We start from the raw sequence: 19,734 nt of genomic DNA on the forward strand, positions 1-19,734 counted from the left end.
TAACATGTAATTTTATCTATTTCTATGGTATATCGTATTGAAAAACAATCTATATTTGCAATATCAGAAATAAAATAACGAAAGAATGGCTACTGACGACAAGAATGCAGTGATTGATGTGCACGTATCTGTGGATTGTGTACTGATTGGCTTTGACGGTGAACAATTCCGGGTGCTGCTGGTTAGCCAGGTTGGTCGGCAGCCTGATGAAAACCTGAATATGTTGAAGTTACCGGGAAGTCTGATTTATGCAGATGAAGACCTGGATGAGGCTGCCAAACGAGTGTTGATGGAACTGACAGGCTTGAAGAATATCAAGATGGGACAGTTTAAGGCATACGGCTCGATAAACCGTACTTCTGATCCGAAGGATGTATTGTGGTTGGAGCGTTTCCATCGGATTACGGAGAATCGGGTGGGGCGGATTGTTACCATCGCTTATCTTTCGCTGCTGAAGATTGACCAGCATAGCCGGAACCTGACAACTACATACGATGCGTGCTGGAAACCGGTTTCGGAGGTGAAAACTTTGGCTTTCGACCACCTGCAGATACTGAAGGACGCATTGGCGTATGTCCGTCATTATGTAGAAAATACTCCTTCGGTCATGTTCGATCTGTTGCCCCGTAAATTTACGGCTGCCCAGTTGCGTATCTTGTATCAGCTGGTTTATGACAAAGCATTCGATGTGCGTAACTTCCACAAACGGATTGCTTTAATGCCATACGTGGTGCCTTTGGATGAAAAAGAAACCGGGGTAAGGCACCGTGCGGCGCGTTATTATAAGTTTGACAGATCCATTTATAATAAATTGAAAAAATAATAAAAAAAGAGTGTGTATGTATTTGCTTGGATACGATATCGGTAGTTCTTCGGTGAAGGCCAGTCTGGTAAATGCTGAAACCGGTAAATGTGTAGCTTCTGCTTTTTATCCGAAGACGGAAGCGGAGATTATTGCCGTTCATCCGGGATGGGCGGAACAGCATCCGGAAATGTGGTGGGATAATCTGAAACGGACTACAGAGGCGGTAATGGCGGAGAGTGGAGTAAAGAAGGATGAGATATCCGCTATCGGTATATCCTATCAAATGCATGGACTTGTCTGTGTGGATAAAAATCAGCGGGTTTTGCGTCCGGCCATTATCTGGTGTGACTCCCGTGCAGTTCCATACGGTGAAAAGGCTTTCCAGGCATTGGGCGATGAGCTCTGTCTGTCTCATTTGTTGAATTCTCCGGGGAATTTTACCGCTTCGAAACTGGCATGGGTGAAAGACAATGAACCGGAAGTATACGCACAGATCGATAAGATTATGTTACCGGGCGACTACATCGCCATGAAGCTGACCGGTGAAATCTGTACTACGGTTTCTGGTTTGTCTGAAGGCATGTTCTGGGATTTCCAACATAACGAGGTAGCCCGGTTCCTGATGAATTATTATGGTTTTGACGCTTCGTTGATTCCTCCTGTTCGCCCGACATTCTCGGAACAGGGGCGTGTTACGGCTGTGGCGGCTGCCGAATTGGGCCTGAAGGAAGGAATTCCGGTAACTTATCGTGCCGGTGACCAACCGAACAATGCGCTTTCGCTGAATGTATTCAATCCGGGGGAAATTGCTTCTACTGCCGGTACATCGGGGGTAGTATACGGAGTGAACGGTGCTGTCAACTATGATCCGAAATCACGGGTCAATACCTTTGCGCATGTCAACCATACGGTAGAGCAGACCCGTCTGGGTGTCTTGCTTTGCATTAACGGAACCGGTATTCTGAATTCCTGGATAAAGCGTACGGTGGTTCCGGAAGGGATTTCTTACGCTGCCATGAATGATTTGGCGGCCCAGGCGCCTATCGGTTCGGCTGGTATCAGTATCTTGCCTTTCGGTAACGGTGCAGAGCGAATGCTGCAGAACCGGGAGACGGGTTGTTCCATTCATGGTATTAATTTCAATATCCATACGCGTAACCACATCATCCGGGCGGCTCAAGAAGGTATTGTCTTTTCGTTTCGGTATGGTATCGATATCATGAAAGGGATGGGAATGGATGTGTGCAAGATTCATGCCGGTCATGCCAACATGTTCCTGAGCCCTGTTTTCCGTGACACACTGGCCGGTGTGACCGGAGCGATTATTGAGCTGTACGATACAGATGGTTCTGTAGGGGCAGCCAAGGGTGCAGGTATGGGGGCCGGTATATACCGGGATAATCATGAAGCGTTCGCTACTTTGGAAAAGTTGGCTGTCATTGAGCCGAAAGAGGCCGACAGGGCAGCTTACGAAGAGGCTTATCAGCGCTGGTTGTCCTGCATGAAGTAAGAAGAGAAGAATGAATCAACTATAAATCAACAAATAAAATAAAAAAATAAAGCTATGGCAACAAAAGAGTATTTTCCTGGAATCGGTAAAATCAAATTCGAAGGTGTAGAAAGCAAGAACCCGATGGCTTTCCGTTACTATGACGCAGAAAAGGTAGTAATGGGAAAGAAAATGAAGGATTGGTTGAAATTCGCAATGGCTTGGTGGCATACATTGTGTGCCGAAGGTAGTGACCAGTTCGGTGGCGGTACCAAGAAATTTCCTTGGAAAGGAAATCCGGATAAGGTTCAGGCTGCAAAAGACAAGATGGACGCAGGTTTCGAATTTATGCAGAAAATGGGTATCGAATACTATTGTTTCCATGATGTGGATTTGTGTGATGAAGCTGATACCATCGAAGAATATGAAGCAAATCTGAAAGAAATTGTGGCTTATGCCAAACAGAAACAGGCTGAAACAGGTATCAAACTGCTGTGGGGAACAGCCAATGTGTTCGGCCATGCACGTTATATGAACGGTGCCGCTACAAATCCGGATTTTGATGTAGTAGCCCGTGCTGCCGTTCAGATTAAGAACGCTATCGATGCGACTATTGAACTGGGTGGTACCAACTACGTATTCTGGGGCGGCCGTGAAGGTTACATGTCACTGCTGAATACAGACCAGAAACGTGAAAAGGAACATCTGGCACAGATGCTGACCATCGCCCGTGACTATGCACGTGCCAAGGGATTTACTGGTACGTTCCTGATTGAACCGAAACCGATGGAACCGACCAAGCATCAGTATGATGTGGATACAGAAACTGTCATCGGTTTCTTGAAGGCTCACAACCTGGATAAGGATTTCAAGGTAAACATCGAAGTGAACCATGCTACGTTGGCCGGACATACATTCGAACATGAACTGTGTGTCGCTGTAGATAACGGTATGTTGGGTTCTATCGATGCCAACCGTGGCGACTATCAGAACGGTTGGGATACAGACCAGTTCCCGATTGACAACTTCGAACTGATTCAGGCTATGATGCAGATTATCCGTAACGGTGGTCTGGGTAACGGTGGTACTAACTTTGATGCAAAGACCCGTCGTAATTCTACAGACCTGGAAGATATCTTCATCGCTCACATTGCCGGTATGGATGCTATGGCCCGTGCATTGCTGAATGCAGCGAAGCTGTTGGAAGAATCTCCGTACAAGAAGATGCTGGCCAACCGTTACGCTTCCTTCGATTCTGGCAAAGGCAAGGAATTCGAAGAAGGCAAGTTGACCCTGGAAGATGTGGTAGCGTATGCCAAAGTAACCGGCGAACCGAAACAGACCAGCGGTAAGCAGGAATTATATGAAGCTATTGTTAACATGTATTGCTGATAAACGTTTTCGACGAATGAGAAGGTCTCTGCTAAAATTTTAGGCAGAGACCTTTTTTTATTCCAATAATTATTTATCTTTGCATACGGACTTGAAATTAGAAGACTATGAATCCCTTAAATAATCATTTGGTCATTATGGCCGGTGGCATCGGAAGCCGATTCTGGCCCATGAGCACGACTGATCTGCCTAAACAGTTTATCGATGTATTAGGATGTGGACGTACGCTGATTCAGATGACAGTAGACCGTTTCAAAGATATTTGTCCTGCTGAGAATACGTGGATTTTGACTCAGATAAAATATAAGGATGTGGTCAAGGAGCAGTTGCCCGACATTCCGGATGACCATATCCTGTTGGAGCCGTGCCGGCGGAGTACTGCTCCCTGTATAGCGTATGCCAGCTGGAAAATCAAGGCAAAGAATCCGAAAGCGAATCTGGTTGTGACTCCCAGTGACCACCTTGTGATGGATACAAGGGAGTTTGCCCGCGTTATCCGTTCAGCCATGAGCTTTACAGCAGACTCGGATGCTATCGTGACGCTGGGTATGAAGGCTACTTATCCGGAAACGGGTTACGGATATATTGATATCGACCTGTCGATGGCTTGTCCTTCCAACAAGGAAATCTATCGGGTAGACGGGTTCAAGGAGAAGCCGAACCTGGAAACAGCCGAACGCTACCTGCGTAGGAATAATTTCTTCTGGAATTCCGGTATTTTTGTGTGGAACGTAAATACCATTGTCAATGCCATCCGTGTATACCAGCCGCCGATGGCCCGTATTTTCGAACGCTTGCTTCCCATCTATTATACGGATAAGGAGCAGGAGATGATCAATGAACTGTTCCCTACCTGTGAAAATATTTCGATTGATTATGCATTGATGGAAAAAGCGGATGAAATCTATGCGTTTCCGGCAAGTTTCGGCTGGAGTGACTTGGGCACATGGAGTTCCTTGTACCGGAATATGAAACGGGATGCACACAGTAACGTAAATATCGGTCCGGATATCAAGACGTATGAAACCCGGAACTGCATCATCCATACAACCCAGGAGAAACGGGTGGTCGTACAAGGCTTGGACGGATACATCGTAGCCGAACATGATGATATGCTGCTGGTATGCCGTCTGACTGAAGAGCAGCGCATCAAGGATTTCGTAGGGGATGCGGACTGAGCCACCTTTTTTAAATGACGGGAGTTCTTGTCAATAGAATATTTAAAAAGCCGGACCTTCGGAGAATATACGTTCCCGGGTCCGGCTTTTTTTATGTGGTTTTGTATAGGGTTGTCTAGTTTTTGTTATCCGATAGCTGCCAAAGCTGCTTCGTAGTTCGGTTCTTCCACGATTTCGGGAACCAACTGGGTATAGATAATCTTTCCTTCCGGATTGATGACTACTACGGCGCGGGCCAACAAACCACACAACGGCCCGTCTGTCATCAGTACACCGTATTTTTCACCAAAATCAGAGGTATAGCGATAATCGGACAAGGGAACTACGTTCTCAATGCCTTCTGCCGTACAGAAGCGTCCTTGTGCAAACGGAAGGTCTTTCGATACAGCCAGTACTACCGTGTTGTCTTTTCCGGCTGCCAGTTGATTGAACTTCCGTACTGATGCCGCGCATACTCCGGTATCCAGGCTTGGGAAAATATTCAGTACTGTGAATTTTCCTTTGCAGTCTGCCAACGTGTAATTTCCCAAATCTCCTTTAACGAGGGTAAAATCTGGAGCCTGTGCGCCTACCTGAATGAATTCTCCGGCCAATGAAACCGGATTTCCTTTAAAAGCTGTTTTTGCCATTATGGTTGTGTTTTAATTGTTTCTACGAATATAACAAATGAAAAGCAGAATGGTTCATCTTTATCCGGTAAGATTGGCTTTTTTTTATTTTTTTAGAATGGAAGGCCGGGAAATGTGGAATGGGAGTTTCATAACTTGTTTTTTTTCTGTTACTTTGCGCCATTAAAATCTGGAAGATAATTTATATATGGAACGTAAACTAAAGGATTATGCTTTTCTGACTCTGAAAGGCATGGCTATGGGAGCCGCTGATGTGGTTCCCGGGGTATCGGGAGGAACGATAGCCTTTATTGTAGGCATTTATGATGAACTGATCAACTCCATCAAGAGTATTAACGGGGAGAGTCTGAAACTTTTCTTCACGGGCAAATGGATTGCATTCTGCAAGCATATCAATGCCGCTTTCCTGTTTTCCATCATATTGGGTATCGGTATCAGTATTTTTTCATTGGCCAAAGTCATTACCTGGTTACTGACCGATCATCCGGTGCTGGTCTGGGCCTTTTTCTTCGGACTCGTGTTGGCCTCTACGTGGTTTGTGTCAAAAGATATCAAGGAATGGAACTGGAAGACGATTCTGGCATTTATTGTAGGAGCGGCCGTGGCCTATTATATAACGGTGGCTACGCCGGCAGAGACTCCCACCAATCTGTTGTTTATCTTCCTCTGCGGAGCGATTGCTATCTGTGCCATGATTTTACCGGGAATTTCCGGTAGCTTTATCTTGGTGCTGTTAGGAAAATACTTCTTCATTATGGAAGCGGTGAAGACCTTTAATATCAAGATTATCCTGGTATTTGCTGCGGGGGCGCTCATCGGTATCACTACTTTCTCGCATTTACTTTCGTTTGCCTTGAAGCATTTCCGGAACATCACTTTGTCGGTTCTTACCGGATTCATGTTAGGGTCGTTGAATAAGGTATGGCCGTGGAAAGAAACGGTTCAGACGTATGTCGACAGTCATGGGGTAGTAAAACCCCTGGTAGAAACCAATATCTTACCGAATGTCTATGTCTGGGAGGCTGCTGTCCTGATGGTGGTAGGTTTTCTTCTGGTATATCTGCTGGAGAAACTCTCGGCAAAATCGGCTAAAGAATAACAGGTATTTCCCCGTCTGATAAAAAAAGCATGTCGTAAAAGCTAGGTTTTCCTGCTTCTGCGACATGCTTCTTTTTTGAGGGGAGGAAGTAACGTCCGTTAAGGAAGTGGTTGTTCCGGTAAGTCAAAGTAATCTTCAGGATGGATACTTCCTTCTTCTATTTTGCAAAGGATTTCGTTTGCCAGTTTCATGAAATCTTCTGCTTCAGGCATCATGTCAGGTATTTGTAGCCGCTCATGTCCATCCTGGAACTGTTGGAGAAGGGTGTTGCCTCGTACCAGATATTTCATCAGGTTTGTTTCATCGTGAATGGCATAGCAGCAATAGGCCACACAGAAATAATATCTATCCATCTTTAGCGGGTACTTTTCTTCCAACTGTTGGAAGTAATTTAGGGCTTCCTGGAAATAGCAGGCCCGGAAGTAGGCTCTGAAAATCTGTTCCTCTATTTCTTTTTTGTCGGTCGCATAAGCTTCTGCGTGCGCAAATTCCTGTTCGGCAGCATGCTGATTGTCTTCGAACAGGTAATATTCTCCAAGCATCACATATAGTGGCGCAAATCCGTTATCGTATTCCAGTCCTTTGAGGGTACACTTCAAACAGTTGTCATAGTCGGAGAGGAGCAGGTAATGATTTGCCAGTTTCTGGTAACAGACAGCTTTTTCGAAATCAGAACAGGTAGGGTCTTCCAGCATCTTGTTCAGGTAGACGATGCTCTGTTCGTCATATCCCAAAGTGTCGCAGCATTTTTCCATGATTTGGTAGAGGCTTACCGTGTCTTCACAGTTCGGTAGAGCCCGCTCGAAATACTTGAGGGCCTCTTCCGCATTGAGACTTTGCAGGTAACAGTATCCCTTCAGTTCCAAAGCCTTGGAGTTGTTTTCATCGATGGCCAATGCGAAATCGATGGCATTGAAGGCCTGTTCGGTCTGGCCGTTTGCCAGATAGGCACGTGTCAGGTTCAACCAGTATCCCTGTTGATATGGGTCGATGTCCAGCAACTGGTTATATGTGTTGATGGCTTCCGGAAAGTGTCTGAAAGTCATGTAGAAATCTGAAGCTATTTCCAGTACAAGAGGTTCGCTCTTATCGTAATGTTCGAATAACAGGTCCAGCCATTTGCGTGCGTAGGTTTCATTGTTGGCATCCAAGAACAGGTTAATGATATCAACCATCATGTCAAGTTCATAATCTTCACTTTCCATTAGTGGAATCAGCAGGCTGTCTGTTTTTTCTTCCTGGCCTCGTTCCAGGCATATATTGACCCGGGCGTAGATAACCTCTTCATCTTGCTGGTCGGGCAATTTGTTCAGTAGCTGCTCGGCTTCATCCAATTTCCCTGATGCTATCAGGGAATTGCATTGGTATATCTGGAGTTCCAGGTTATCCGGATGAATGGTGAGCGCGTATTTGATAACGTCGTCGGATTCTTTGATTTTTTGTTGGGCGGCATAATATTCTGCCAGGAGAATCAAGTCGTTGCTTTCGAAGTAACAGGTACGGTGCTGACGGACCATCTCTTCATAGTTAGCCAATGTTTCCAGAAATTCGGGAGTCTGGAAAGAATGGGATAAATCGTCAGTGTTCATGTGAATAATATTTGAAAGGTCAATGATAAAAAAGGAACATTTGCCATGCTCAGAAGTTTTTACCAGTATGATTCCTGAGCCATGGCAAATGCTCCGTAGGGCTCCTTATGGATTTATTTGTTGATTTTGCTCCAGGTGTCTTTCAATGATACGGTACGGTTGAATACCAAATGGTCTGGAGTAGAATCTTTGTCTACGTTGAAGTAGCCGATGCGCTGGAACTGCAGGTAATCCAATGGTTTGGCATTTGCCAGATAGTTTTCCACATAGCACTCGGTCAATACCTTCAGTGAATCCGGGTTGATCATTTCCTGCATGGCTTCCAGGGCTGAGCAGTTCTTGGCTTCGCGGATAGCCGCCATTTCGTCACGCGGGTTCTCTACTTTCCACAAGCGGTCGTACAGACGGACTTCTGCCTTCAGGCAATGCTTGCAGCTTACCCAGTGCAGAGTTCCTTTTACACGACGGTTGGCTTCCGGCATACCGCTGCGTGTATTGGGGTCATATTCGGCATAGACTTCTACCACGTTTCCGTTCTCGTCTTTCTTGCAGCCTGTACATTTTACGATGTAGGCGTTTTTCAGACGGACTTCCTGCCCCGGAGTCATACGGAAGTATTTTTTCGGAGCGTCTTCCATGAAGTCTTCACGTTCCATCCACAGCTCACGGCTGAATTCGATGGTATGTGTCGGAGAATTCGGGTCTTCCGGGTTATTGATGGCAACCATTTCTTCTACCTGATCTTCCGGATAGTTGGTCAGTATCAGTTTGACCGGATTCAATACGGCTGAAACACGGGTTGCCCGTGCGTTCAAGTCTTCGCGGACGGCACTTTCCAACAGTGCGAAATCATTCAGCGCGTCGTAGGTGGTGTAACCAATCTTGTCGATAAACTTACGGATGGATTCCGGAGAATAACCGCGGCGACGGAATGCGCAGATAGTCGGCATACGGGGGTCATCCCATCCGTCTACCAGTCCTTCTTTTACCAGTGTGAGCAGGTTACGTTTACTCATCAGGGTGTAACTCAGGTTCAGTTTGTTGAACTCATACTGGTGCGGACGGTTGTCGTCCAGGTCTTTTCCTTCTTTGACCCAGTCGACAAACAAGTCATACAACGGGCGGTGTACCACAAATTCCAGTGTACAGAGTGAGTGGGTAACCCCTTCGAAGTAGTCGCTCTGTCCATGGGCAAAGTCATACATCGGGTAAGCTTTCCATTTATCGCCGGTGCGGTGATGAGGTGTTTTTACTACCCGGTAAATAATCGGGTCGCGGAAGTGCATGTTCGGATTGGCCATGTCAATCTTGGCACGGAGCACCATTTTTCCTTCTTCGATTTCGCCTCTGTTCATCTTTTCGAACAGCTCCAGGCTTTCTTCAATCGGACGGTTGCGGTAAGGGCTTTCTGTTCCGGGTTGGGTCGGTGTGCCTTTCTGAGCGGCGATTTCTTCTGAACTTTGTTCATCGATATATGCTTTGCCTTCTTTAATCAGTTTGATGGCAAAGTCCCACAGCTGCTGGAAATAATCGGATGCGTAATATTCGTTTCCCCATTGGAAACCAAGCCACTGGATATCTTCCTTGATGGCTTCAACGTATTCTACATCTTCTTTGGTAGGGTTTGTATCGTCGAAACGGAGGTTACATACACCGCCGTAACGCTGGGCAATCCCAAAGTCCATGCAGATGGCTTTTGCATGGCCGATATGCAGGTAGCCGTTCGGTTCTGGCGGGAAACGGGTCTGTATGCGTCCACCGTTCTTACCTTCTTTCAAGTCTTTTTCTACGATTTGTTCGATGAAGTTCAGGCTTTTCTTTTCTGAACTTTCAGTTGCATTCATTTCTGCCATAATACTTCTTGTTTTCTCTTCAATGTGCAAAAGTAATGATTCTTTTGAGATATACCTAATAGATAGGATTGGAAAGTTATCCGAAACTGACAGGATTCGTCTGAACATCTGATAAGAGGCAAAAAGTGGAGGACATTTGAAAAAAATGTGAAGTACTGAGGGATAATTTTATAAAATATGTTTATCTTTGTTTCTGCCAAAAGATGATGTTTTGGATGAACCGATTTTGTAAATTGAAAGGTCAAAATAGCAAAATATGTTATAAGACATGATTTTTTATTTGGTAGGTTCAAAAAAAGGCCTCATCTTTGTGGCGTTATCCTGAAAACAATCTTTTTACCTTAAAAAAAAACTAATACCTATTGAAAACTTAAAAAAGGTCCTTTGTGAAAAGGGCCTTTTTTATTTGTCCTTCCTCCTCCTTTTGTCGGGAGAAATGTTTAATTTTGTTTCGTGAATAAAAACGTGAAATATGGCACAACCTTTAGCGGAACGTATGCGTCCCAAAACGCTGGATGATTACATCGGTCAGAAACACCTGGTAGGTGAGGGGGCGATTCTGCGGAAAATGATTGATTCAGGCAGAATATCTTCCTTTATTTTATGGGGACCTCCCGGAGTGGGCAAGACTACCCTGGCACAGATTATTGCCAACAAGCTGGAAACTCCTTTTTATACATTGAGCGCTGTAACTTCTGGAGTAAAGGACGTACGCGATGTGATTGAGAAAGCACGCAGCAACCGTTTCTTCTCACAACAGAGCCCGATTCTGTTTATCGACGAAATACACCGGTTCAGTAAGTCACAACAAGATTCTTTATTAGGAGCTGTAGAAACAGGAACAGTAACCTTGATTGGAGCAACGACTGAGAATCCTTCGTTCGAGGTTATTCGTCCGTTGTTATCCCGTTGCCAGTTGTATGTTCTCAAATCGCTGGAGAAAGAGGACTTGTTGGAATTGTTGCATCATGCGCTGTCGAAAGATGTGGTATTGAAAGAGAAACGCATCGAATTGAAGGAAACGGATGCCATGTTGCGTTACTCGGGAGGAGATGCCCGGAAACTGCTGAACATTCTGGAACTGGTGGTGGAGGCGGATGGTGAGGATCCGGTGGTCATCACCGATGAAAAGGTGGTAAACCGTCTTCAGCAGAATCCGTTGGCCTATGATAAGGAAGGGGAAATACATTATGATATCATTTCGGCCTTCATCAAATCTATCCGTGGCAGTGACCCGGATGGGGCTCTTTATTGGTTGGCGAGGATGGTAGAAGGCGGTGAAGACCCGGCCTTCATTGCACGCCGGCTGGTGATTTCCGCTTCAGAAGACATCGGTCTGGCTAATCCGAATGCTTTGCTGTTGGCAAATGCGGCTTTTGATGCGGTAATGAAAATCGGATGGCCCGAAGGGAGGATTCCATTGGCTGAGGCTACTGTTTATCTGGCAACCAGTCCGAAAAGCAATTCTGCCTATGAGGGGATCAATTCCGCCTTGGAGCTGGTACGCCAGACCGGTAACCTGCCTGTACCTTTGCATTTGCGGAATGCGCCGACGAAGCTGATGAAGCAGTTGGGCTATGGTAAAGATTATAAATATGCACATGCCTATGCCGGTCATTTTGTAGAGCAGCAGTTCCTGCCTGATGAGTTAACGCAGACACGTATCTGGCATGCTCAGGAAAATCCGGCGGAGGCGAAACTAAAAGAACGGATGGTACACCTGTGGGGTGACCGCTTTAAAGAATAGGAGAGACTGGTAATGATGAAAGAAGACTTGAAGATTGTTGTCCTGGACGGCTATACGCTGAATCCGGGCGATTTGTCCTGGAAAGATTTGGAGGCTTTGGGGACAGTGAAGATATATGACCGTACCCGTCCGGGCGAGGTCGTAGAACGGGCAACCGGTGCCCAAGTTGTTCTGACCAATAAGACGGTGTTGGATGGAGAGGCATTGTCTCAATTGCCCGATTTGAAATACATCGGGGTTCTGGCAACCGGCTATAATGTTGTCAATCTGGAGGCTGCCCGCAGACAGGGGATTACGGTAACGAATATTCCGGCATACAGTACGGATTCGGTTGCCCAGATGGTATTTGCCCATTTGTTGAATATCACTCAGCGGGTGGGACATTATGCGGAAGAAGTGGCTTCGGGACATTGGACCAAGCAGGCAGATTTCAGTTATTGGAATACTCCGTTGGTAGAACTGGCCGGAAAGACTTTGGGAGTCATCGGCCTGGGACATACCGGGATGGCTACTGCCCGCATTGCTTTGGCTTTCGGTATGCAGGTACTGGCTTATACCAGCAAGTCTGCGGCAGAGCTTCCGGCAGGTATCCGGAAGGCTGATTCATTGGAGCAAGTCTTCAGTGACAGTAATGTGGTCAGTCTGCATTGCCCTTTGACGGAAACAACCAAGAATCTGGTCAATCTGGAGCGCTTGAAACTGATGAAGCGTGAGGCTGTTCTGATTAATACAGGGCGTGGTGGTTTGGTCAATGAGACTGACTTGGCCGAAGCACTGGAAAAAGGTTTGCTGGCTGCGGCAGGCGTTGATGTCTTGTCATCAGAACCTCCGGTTCCCGGTCATCCGTTGGTCGGCGTGAAGAATTGTTTCATTACGCCACATATTGCGTGGGCTACTTTTGAGGCGCGCCAGCGTCTGATGGGGCAGGCCGTCCGGAATATTGAAGCTTTTTTGAGTGGTCAACCAATCAATACCGTTATATCATGACAAAAGAAGAACGTATAGAGAAAGCTGTATCCTTGTTTAAGGAAGGATATAATTGTTCGCAGTCGGTCGTTGCGGCTTATGCGGATTTATATGGTTTTACCCGGGAACAGGCTTTACGGATGGCTGCTTCCTTTGGAGGAGGTATCGGCCGGATGCGTGAAACCTGCGGAGCCGCCTGTGGTATGTTCCTGTTGGCCGGTCTGGAACGGAGTGCGGTAGAGGGGGCAGACCGGGAAGGAAAGGCAGCCAACTATGCTTTGGTACAGCAGTTGGCAGAGAAATTCAAGGAAGAGAACGGTGCTTTACGATGTGCCGACTTGTTGGGACTCTCCAAGAAAGAGCCGATTGTATCTACTCCTGAAGCGCGTACCAGTCAGTATTATGCCAAACGCCCTTGTGCCAAAATGGTTGAAACTGCTGCCCGTATATTTGGTGATTTCCTTGAACAGGAACATAAATTGTAACCGAGAAAGCTTATTTCTGCCTGTAAAAACAAAGTTTTTCAGTTATTCAGGCATAACGAAACGAGTTTTTCTGTAATTTTGCCGCAGAAACACAGACTCATATAGGTATGACCTATTTATTTATGTACTAAAAGCGAATGATTATGTTAAAAGAAAAAGCAGGAGTACTTGCCGGTCAGATTTGGGAAGTACTTAATGGAAATGAAGGAAAAACTCAGAAGGAAATCAAGAAAGCTGCAAAAATCAAGGCAGACAAAGACTTGTTCCTCGGATTGGGTTGGTTGTTAAGAGAGGACAAAATTGAAGCAAGCGAAAAAAACGGAGAATTATTTTTTGTTCTGAAATAAAAAGCTTGGTCAAACAAAAAATGCGTCGGAATCCAATATCGGTTTCCGACGCATTTTTTATGGTTCAATGTTCAGGCTTATTCCATGGGAAGAGGAGCTTCTGGGATGGATGCGGCCGTTGAATCTGTAGCTTCAGGGGCCTGGTCAATCAAATCCATGAACTGGTCAAGTTTCGGAGTGATGATAATCTGGGTACGACGATTGCGCTGTTTGCCTAAAGCGGTAGTGTTGTCTGCAATCGGGTTGTACTCGCCACGTCCGGCAGCTGTCAGGCGTTGTGGGTCAACTCCATATTTGTTCTGCAGTTCCTGTACGACAGAAGATGCACGCAGGGTACTCAAATCCCAGTTGTTCCGGATATTCGGACGGGAAATCGGGTCTGTATCTGTATTTCCTTCTACCAGTACATCGTAGTCCTTGTAGTCTGTGATGATTTTGGCAATCTTGCTCAATGTTTCACCGGCACGTTCGTTGATTTCATAGCTTCCAGACTTATAAAGCATGTTGTCAGCCAAAGAAATGTAGACTACCCCTTTCAGCACTTTGATATCCACTTCCTGCAATTCGTCTTTGGTGAGTGAACGGGTCAGGTTGTTGGTCAATACCATGTTCAAGGAATCAGACTTGTCCTTGGCTTCCACCAGCTGTTTGATGAACCGGTTTGAGGCATTGATTTCATCTACCAGTTTGGAGATGTTGATGTTCCCTTGCTGGATACTTTTGTCCAAAGAACCTTGCAGGGATGCGTAGGATGCCTTCAAGTCGGCATTGTTCTGTTGGGCTTCGGCCAACCGTTCCTCCAGACTTTTGATGTTTGCGCGGTTCTCGGCCAATGTAACCTGAGCCTGTTGGTAGGATTTGGACAAGTCGCTGTTTTCTGTCTGTAACTGACGATAGCTGGTCTGTAATTCTGCAAACTGCTTTTTGCTGACACAACCGGTTGCCAGGAAACAGCTTACAACAATCGGAACTAAATAATTAGTGCGTTTCATACCTTTATATTGTTTAATAGGTTTTCTTTTTCTGTAGTTATATATTACGCTTATCGGACTGCAATATTCGGCAATTTTTCACAATTATCCAACAACTTTCTTTCCAAAAGATGGGTCAATGCGTAAAAGAGCGGTAACTCCGAAGGTTACTAGGGTGCAGAGCATAATCCAAACGAAAAAGAGTTGATAGCCTAACAGTTCTTGCAGCTTACCGGCTATCATTCCAGGAAGCATCATCCCCAATGCCATGAAAGCGGTACAGATGGCATAGTGGGCGGTCTTATGGAGACCATCGGCAAAATAAATCAGGTAGAGCATGTATGCCGTAAAGCCGAAACCGTATCCGAACTGCTCGATGAATATGCAGGCATTGATAATCCATAAATTCTGTGTCTGGAAATAACTGAGATAAACATAGACGGCATCCGGTAATGAAATGGCCCATACCATCGGCCAAAGCCAGCGTTTGAGCCCGTGACGGGCAACCGCTATACCTCCCGCTATACCTCCCAAGGTCAATCCGATGATACCGATGGTTCCTTGAACAAATCCTATCTGTTCGGTTGTCAATCCCAATCCTCCCTGTTCGATAGGGTCCAGCAGGAAGGGGATACCCATTTTAGCCAGTTGAGCTTCCGGCAGGCGGTAACAGAGCATGAACAGGATGGCGATTCCGGCCTGCTCTTTCTGGAAGAATGAACGGAAAGTGGATAGAAATTCCCCCAATATCCCTTGTATGGTAGTCTGACTTCCAGTCGGTTGGTCAGAGGATGGCCGTGGAAGTATGAATGTATGGTAAAGGTATAGAGCCAGAAAGAGTCCGGCCAATACGAAGAATGTGATACTCCAGGCATAGCTGATTCTTCCGGTGGTCTTTTCCAGATAACCGGCCAGCATAATCAGAACTCCTTGTCCGGCTATGGTGGCAATCCGATAGAATGTACTGCGGATACCCACATAGAATGCTTGCTCATGAGGTGTAAGTCCAAGCATGTAGAACCCGTCGGCAGCAATGTCATGAGTGGCCGAGCTGAAAGCCATCAGCCAGAAGATAGCCAGGGTGGTTTGAAAAAAATGGGAGGTCGGAATGGTAAAGGCAATTCCCGCCAATCCGGCTCCGATCAATAACTGGGTGCTGACTATCCACCAGCGCTTGGTCTTGAGCAGGTCGACGAAAGGGCTCCACAGTGGTTTGATGACCCAAGGCAAGTTCAGCCAACTGGTATACAAGGCTATATCCGTGTTTGAGATTCCCAAACGCTTGTACATGACGAGGGAAAGAATCATGACTGCTACATAGGGTAGCCCTTCGGCAAAGTATAGGGAAGGTACCCAGGTCCAAGGAGAATTCTTCTTCATCCGGTAATGTATTAATAGAGTTTGCGGATTTTCGCTTCTTTATAATAATGTAAGAGGATATCGTCGTAGGCATATCCTTTTTCTCCCATGACGGCAGCTCCTATCTGGCATAGTCCGACTCCGTGTCCCCATCCGGCACCGGTCAGCTCGAACCAGGAAGGAACTCCTCCTTCTTCAGGTCCTTTATCTACTACAAAGGCCGAGCTGAAAAGATGTGTTTCCGATAATGTTCGTCTGATTTCCAGTTCCTTGCCTATCGTAAATGTCTTCAGGGTCCCCACAATCTTCAATTTGCTGATACGGCCGGATTTTCCTCGTTCGACAGGTATCAGGTCGATAATCTGCCCATAATCACAATGGCTTCTGCTGCGTATCAGTTCTGTCAGTTCATCTTGGGTATACCGTACTTTCCAGCGGTAGAAATCGGTGGTTTCCTGATCGTAGTTGTTCAATATCTGCGAAAGGACATGTGCGTCTCTGGTATTGCAATAAGATTCAGGGGCTGTACGAATCCAGGCTTCTGCCTGCTTTTCGTCTGTCAGGTCTGGAATCGTCTGATCTTTTCCGCTGTCCCGTATGGCACTCAGGTAAGGAAAATCCTTGTTCTCCCAGCAGTAACTGAATTCTTCGGTCACGCCGCCACAGCATTTGGAGAAACGGGCATCGCAGATGGTATTTTCGTACATAAGTACCTGTCCGCGGGTGGCTTTCACAGCTTCTGCTACGGTCTGATTGGAGGCCTTGGTGATTCCTTGGTAACGCTGGCAATGGTCGTCTGCACATACGTCGAAGATGGTATGGTCTTCGCGGTCGTACCAACGGATGTATTCGGTTTCTGTTTTGGTAAAAGGGAAGAACCCGCTGTCTTTCTGGCTAAGGGCCTGTCTTTTTTCTATCTGGGCGAGCAACCAGCTGCGGGAGATGACAGCATGGGCTTTCAGAAATTCCAGTGAAGACGTAGCATTCATTTCGGAAGAAATGACACTGGTGAGGTAGGCCTCTACCGGAAGCTGGTTGATGGCTGTAATTTTACCTTCGTCCACAACCAGTTTCAATGTTCCTAGAAACGTCTGGGTTTCCTGGCGCTCCCAGTGGAAATGGATACCGATGGTGACATCCTCCAGCGCAAAAGATGCCTGTTCTTCCAAGGGGTGGAAGGTGAGTTCACGATAGACTTCTCCGTTCCAGAGGATACCTCCTTCGTGGAACGATACGCATTGTGGACCGGAAACGGTTGTTCCTTTGGCATGGTACAAGGCATGAAGGGTAAAATGTATTTCTTGGGCGTTGACGATGCCCACACTTATTTCGGGTTCTGTCATAATGATACTTCGTTATAAATCTGTAACAGTTGATTCTCGGAGATTTTATCGTAATCTTCTTTTCGTGGTACTACCAACAGTCCGCTCATATCCAATGCTCCGGGGCTGACCATGATACATTCGTCACCTTCGGCCGTATAGCAGGACGGACGATGGGCTGTCCGTGGAAAATACGCTGCTACGTAATTTCCTTGACGATCTGTCCAGGCAAAGAGATTGTACCTGGGCTCGGTTTCTCCCGGATAGAGTGGCAATGTCTCCAGAAATTCTTTCAACAGGCGGAGGCTCGTTTCTGCTTTTCCTTCGGTGATGAAAGCCTGGATAGGACAGATGAAATTGTCTATCCGGTAGCCTTTGCAGAGGGTGTTGTCGGCTTGTACTTCGTAGCCGGTCAGACAGGCGCTTTCCATCAGACGGTCCCATTGGCGGATGAAAGGAATGTCTTTTTGCTGTGCGGCCTGGAAATGGAAATGGTCGGGGGCTGAAGCTCCGCATTTTGCTCCGTTATAAAAAATGGTGTAGCCGGGTGCGAAATGTTCGTTGAACCAGGTGACCAATCGTCCAGGAAGCTGTCTCTCGTTTTTGTCTGCCAGTGTCTGCCACTGGTGCTTTTCGGAAGAAATCGTCAGATGGCCTGGAAGAATCGGATAAGGGTTGATGCGCACGTCGAAGGCTTCGTCCAGGTTGATACGGATACTTTCCTGTTCGGCTGGTTTGTTCTCCAGGCAAAGAAAACATGGGCGTGCCTCTAATGAAGCTTTGTCCAGTTTGGCAAGAGTCGAGATGGCTCGTGCCGGGTTGAACTGGATGATAAGGGTGTTTCCATCAATATGAAGTTCCCGGGTCTGCACTTGTTTCAGTGCTTCGTGGTTCTTGCGTGCCAATTCCCAAGAGGCAAGCTGACTTTGGATAAAGTCGGGGCCTGTCCAAGCCTGGTTGTCAGGTCTCGATTGCCGAAGCAGTTCTTGTCTTTTTTTGATTTCAAGGGTACGAAGACTGTCTTTGTAGCTGTTGTTCTGGTTGGTTTTTTCAATGCTGAGTGCAGCATCAGAATTCCCTTCCCAACGGCGGCAGAGATACAGCACATCATAGATTCTTCCGATTCGGTAAGTACGTGAAAATGCCAGTCCTAACGCATAATCTTCTCCATAGCTTGTGTTGGGCACGCGGATGTCTCTAAGTAGGGGAGTATAAAAGGCCCTGGGAGCTCCCAAGCCGTTGATGCGCAGAGCATTGTTGTGGCCGTTGGTATCGGTCCATTCCTTGTGGTCGATGATACCGGGAGGCAGGGTGTTCAATTGAAAATCTGTCATCCGGTAGGAACCGATGACCATGGCACACTTTTCCTGGTGGAATTTATCGACAATCCGTTGCAGGGTGTCAGGACCGCTGTACAAGTCATCGCTGTCCAACTGAATGGCAAAGCGTCCGCATGCCGGATGGTTGACAGCCAGGTTCCAGCATCCGCCGATACCTAAGTCAGTCTGTTCAGGAATCAAGTGGATCAGCTGTGGGTAACGGTTCGCATAATCGGCTATAATTTCACTGGTTCCGTCAGTAGAATGGTTGTCTGCGATAATCAGGTTGAAGGGGAATGAGGTCACCTGTTCCAGTACGGAGCGGATGGCATCTTCGATGGTACGGACACGGTTCCTTACCGGAATAATGACCGATGCTTCCGTTTCAAACTCATCCTGGAAATTGATTTCCCGGGTGACAGGAGGCAGGTAAGCGCCTATCTGCTTCAGGTGCCAGGTGAATGCAGCTTCCCGTTCTATTTGGGTCTCCCGGTTGCGTGGGTCTACGTAATCGAACTGTTTCTCGCCAGACTTACGGGTGTCTTCTTCGATTTCCGTATAAAGATATTCCCGGATATGAACAAGCCGGAACATGCGGCTGATGGACAAGCGTAAGGCATACAGGGCGGATCTGTTGTAGGAAGGTTGGGCTTCCAATTGATGGATGCCTTGCAGAAAGCGGTTGGTCGGGAACAATAACAATGAGCCGAAATCAAAATCATCGCGTACGCTACCCAGCTGGTAATCAATGACCGGATGTGCCTTCCGTTCACCCTTTATCCATTGGTAATGGTCGGCATACACCATGCCCGTATCGGGTGTGGAGGCGTAGTCAACGAGTCGCTCCAGAGCCATGTACCCCAATTCCAGGGATTGACTTTTGGTATAAAGTAACAGGAACGGGGTATCGGCGTGTGCGGCTATCTGGTGGAAAGTATGGGTGGAGAATAAATCTTCTACAACCAGTTGTGTGCATGGGGCTGGTATCTCTTCGTCATTTAACGGTGACTGTACCAACAGGTATATATGCGCAACCCGTGGGTGACGCATGAATGCCTCCAAAGTTCTATTGGGTTGACATTCATGGCTATATGGCATGAAACAAGTGATGTCTTTTTTCATATTTAATATATTTATACGGGCAAAGATAGGGATTTATATCTTTTTTTTGCCTAAATTTGTAC

The 19,734-nt window shown here is 46.6% G+C and carries 16 protein-coding genes; 9 read left to right on the forward strand and 7 right to left on the reverse strand.

Annotated features, from left to right (window positions below; translation table 11 throughout):
* The first annotated feature begins 85 nt into the window (after window positions 1-85).
* The 4 genes from C510_RS0103495 to C510_RS0103510 all read left to right on the forward strand — a co-directional run bounded on the left by C510_RS0103495 (window position 86) and on the right by C510_RS0103510 (window position 4,864).
* Window positions 86-823, forward strand: coding sequence for an NrtR DNA-binding winged helix domain-containing protein (locus tag C510_RS0103495; protein WP_018709954.1), 738 nt, complete (start codon window positions 86-88; stop codon window positions 821-823).
* A 16-nt stretch (window positions 824-839) separates the two neighbouring features.
* A complete protein-coding gene (locus C510_RS0103500) occupies window positions 840-2,315 on the forward strand; it encodes a xylulokinase (protein WP_018709955.1) in 1,476 nt (491 codons plus the stop codon).
* A 54-nt stretch (window positions 2,316-2,369) separates the two neighbouring features.
* Window positions 2,370-3,686, forward strand: coding sequence for a xylose isomerase (gene xylA, locus C510_RS0103505; RefSeq protein WP_018709956.1), 1,317 nt, complete (start codon window positions 2,370-2,372; stop codon window positions 3,684-3,686).
* Between the two features lie 107 nt (window positions 3,687-3,793).
* A complete protein-coding gene (locus C510_RS0103510; RefSeq protein WP_025892156.1) occupies window positions 3,794-4,864 on the forward strand; it encodes a mannose-1-phosphate guanylyltransferase in 1,071 nt (356 codons plus the stop codon).
* A 125-nt stretch (window positions 4,865-4,989) separates the two neighbouring features.
* Here the strand turns inward: C510_RS0103510 and tpx are convergent, their stop codons facing one another.
* Window positions 4,990-5,493, reverse strand: coding sequence for a thiol peroxidase (gene tpx / locus C510_RS0103515; protein WP_018709958.1), 504 nt, complete (start codon window positions 5,491-5,493; stop codon window positions 4,990-4,992).
* A 187-nt stretch (window positions 5,494-5,680) separates the two neighbouring features.
* Here tpx and C510_RS0103520 point away from each other — a divergent pair, with 187 nt between their 5' ends.
* Entirely contained in the window at window positions 5,681-6,592 is a 912-nt protein-coding gene (locus tag C510_RS0103520; RefSeq protein ID WP_018709959.1) for a DUF368 domain-containing protein, read from the forward strand.
* A gap of 98 nt (window positions 6,593-6,690) precedes the next feature.
* Here C510_RS0103520 and C510_RS0103525 read toward each other — a convergent pair whose 3' ends face one another.
* Window positions 6,691-8,181 (reverse strand): tetratricopeptide repeat protein, encoded by a 1,491-nt coding sequence (locus C510_RS0103525; protein ID WP_018709960.1) that lies wholly within the window; start codon window positions 8,179-8,181, stop codon window positions 6,691-6,693.
* Window positions 8,182-8,294: 113 nt separating this feature from the next.
* Window positions 8,295-10,034 (reverse strand): glutamine--tRNA ligase/YqeY domain fusion protein, encoded by a 1,740-nt coding sequence (locus C510_RS0103530; protein WP_018709961.1) that lies wholly within the window; start codon window positions 10,032-10,034, stop codon window positions 8,295-8,297.
* A 472-nt stretch (window positions 10,035-10,506) separates the two neighbouring features.
* Here C510_RS0103530 and C510_RS0103535 point away from each other — a divergent pair, with 472 nt between their 5' ends.
* From C510_RS0103535 to C510_RS0103550, 4 genes are all read left to right on the forward strand, one after another.
* Window positions 10,507-11,781 carry a replication-associated recombination protein A gene (locus tag C510_RS0103535; RefSeq protein WP_018709962.1) on the forward strand — a complete coding sequence of 425 codons (1,275 nt, stop codon included), beginning with the start codon at window positions 10,507-10,509 and terminating at the stop codon, window positions 11,779-11,781.
* A gap of 27 nt (window positions 11,782-11,808) precedes the next feature.
* Complete coding sequence (locus C510_RS0103540; RefSeq protein WP_025892155.1) at window positions 11,809-12,768, forward strand: D-2-hydroxyacid dehydrogenase; 960 nt, start codon at window positions 11,809-11,811, stop codon at window positions 12,766-12,768.
* Window positions 12,765-13,232 (forward strand): C-GCAxxG-C-C family protein, encoded by a 468-nt coding sequence (locus C510_RS0103545; RefSeq protein WP_018709964.1) that lies wholly within the window; start codon window positions 12,765-12,767, stop codon window positions 13,230-13,232. The genes C510_RS0103540 and C510_RS0103545 overlap by 4 nt, the downstream gene beginning before the upstream one ends.
* A 143-nt stretch (window positions 13,233-13,375) precedes the next feature.
* Complete coding sequence (locus C510_RS0103550; RefSeq protein ID WP_018709965.1) at window positions 13,376-13,579, forward strand: winged helix-turn-helix domain-containing protein; 204 nt, start codon at window positions 13,376-13,378, stop codon at window positions 13,577-13,579.
* 77 nt (window positions 13,580-13,656) lie between these two features.
* Here C510_RS0103550 and C510_RS0103555 read toward each other — a convergent pair whose 3' ends face one another.
* The 4 genes from C510_RS0103555 to C510_RS0103570 all read right to left on the reverse strand — a co-directional run bounded on the left by C510_RS0103555 (window position 13,657) and on the right by C510_RS0103570 (window position 19,672).
* On the reverse strand, window positions 13,657-14,571 hold the full coding sequence (locus tag C510_RS0103555; RefSeq protein WP_018709966.1) for an OmpA/MotB family protein: 915 nt from the start codon (window positions 14,569-14,571) through the stop codon (window positions 13,657-13,659).
* A gap of 84 nt (window positions 14,572-14,655) precedes the next feature.
* Window positions 14,656-15,930: an MFS transporter gene (locus C510_RS0103560; RefSeq protein WP_018709967.1), complete on the reverse strand. Its 1,275-nt coding sequence runs from the start codon at window positions 15,928-15,930 to the stop codon at window positions 14,656-14,658.
* Between the two features lie 11 nt (window positions 15,931-15,941).
* A complete protein-coding gene (locus tag C510_RS0103565; RefSeq protein ID WP_018709968.1) occupies window positions 15,942-17,252 on the reverse strand; it encodes a SpoIID/LytB domain-containing protein in 1,311 nt (436 codons plus the stop codon).
* On the reverse strand, window positions 17,249-19,672 hold the full coding sequence (locus C510_RS0103570) for a DUF4922 domain-containing protein (RefSeq protein ID WP_025892154.1): 2,424 nt from the start codon (window positions 19,670-19,672) through the stop codon (window positions 17,249-17,251). Before C510_RS0103570 ends, C510_RS0103565 begins: the two co-directional genes overlap by 4 nt.
* Window positions 19,673-19,734 lie beyond the last annotated feature (62 nt).

This window comes from Phocaeicola barnesiae DSM 18169 = JCM 13652 (assembly GCF_000374585.1).
GTDB classification, from domain to species: domain Bacteria; phylum Bacteroidota; class Bacteroidia; order Bacteroidales; family Bacteroidaceae; genus Phocaeicola; species Phocaeicola barnesiae.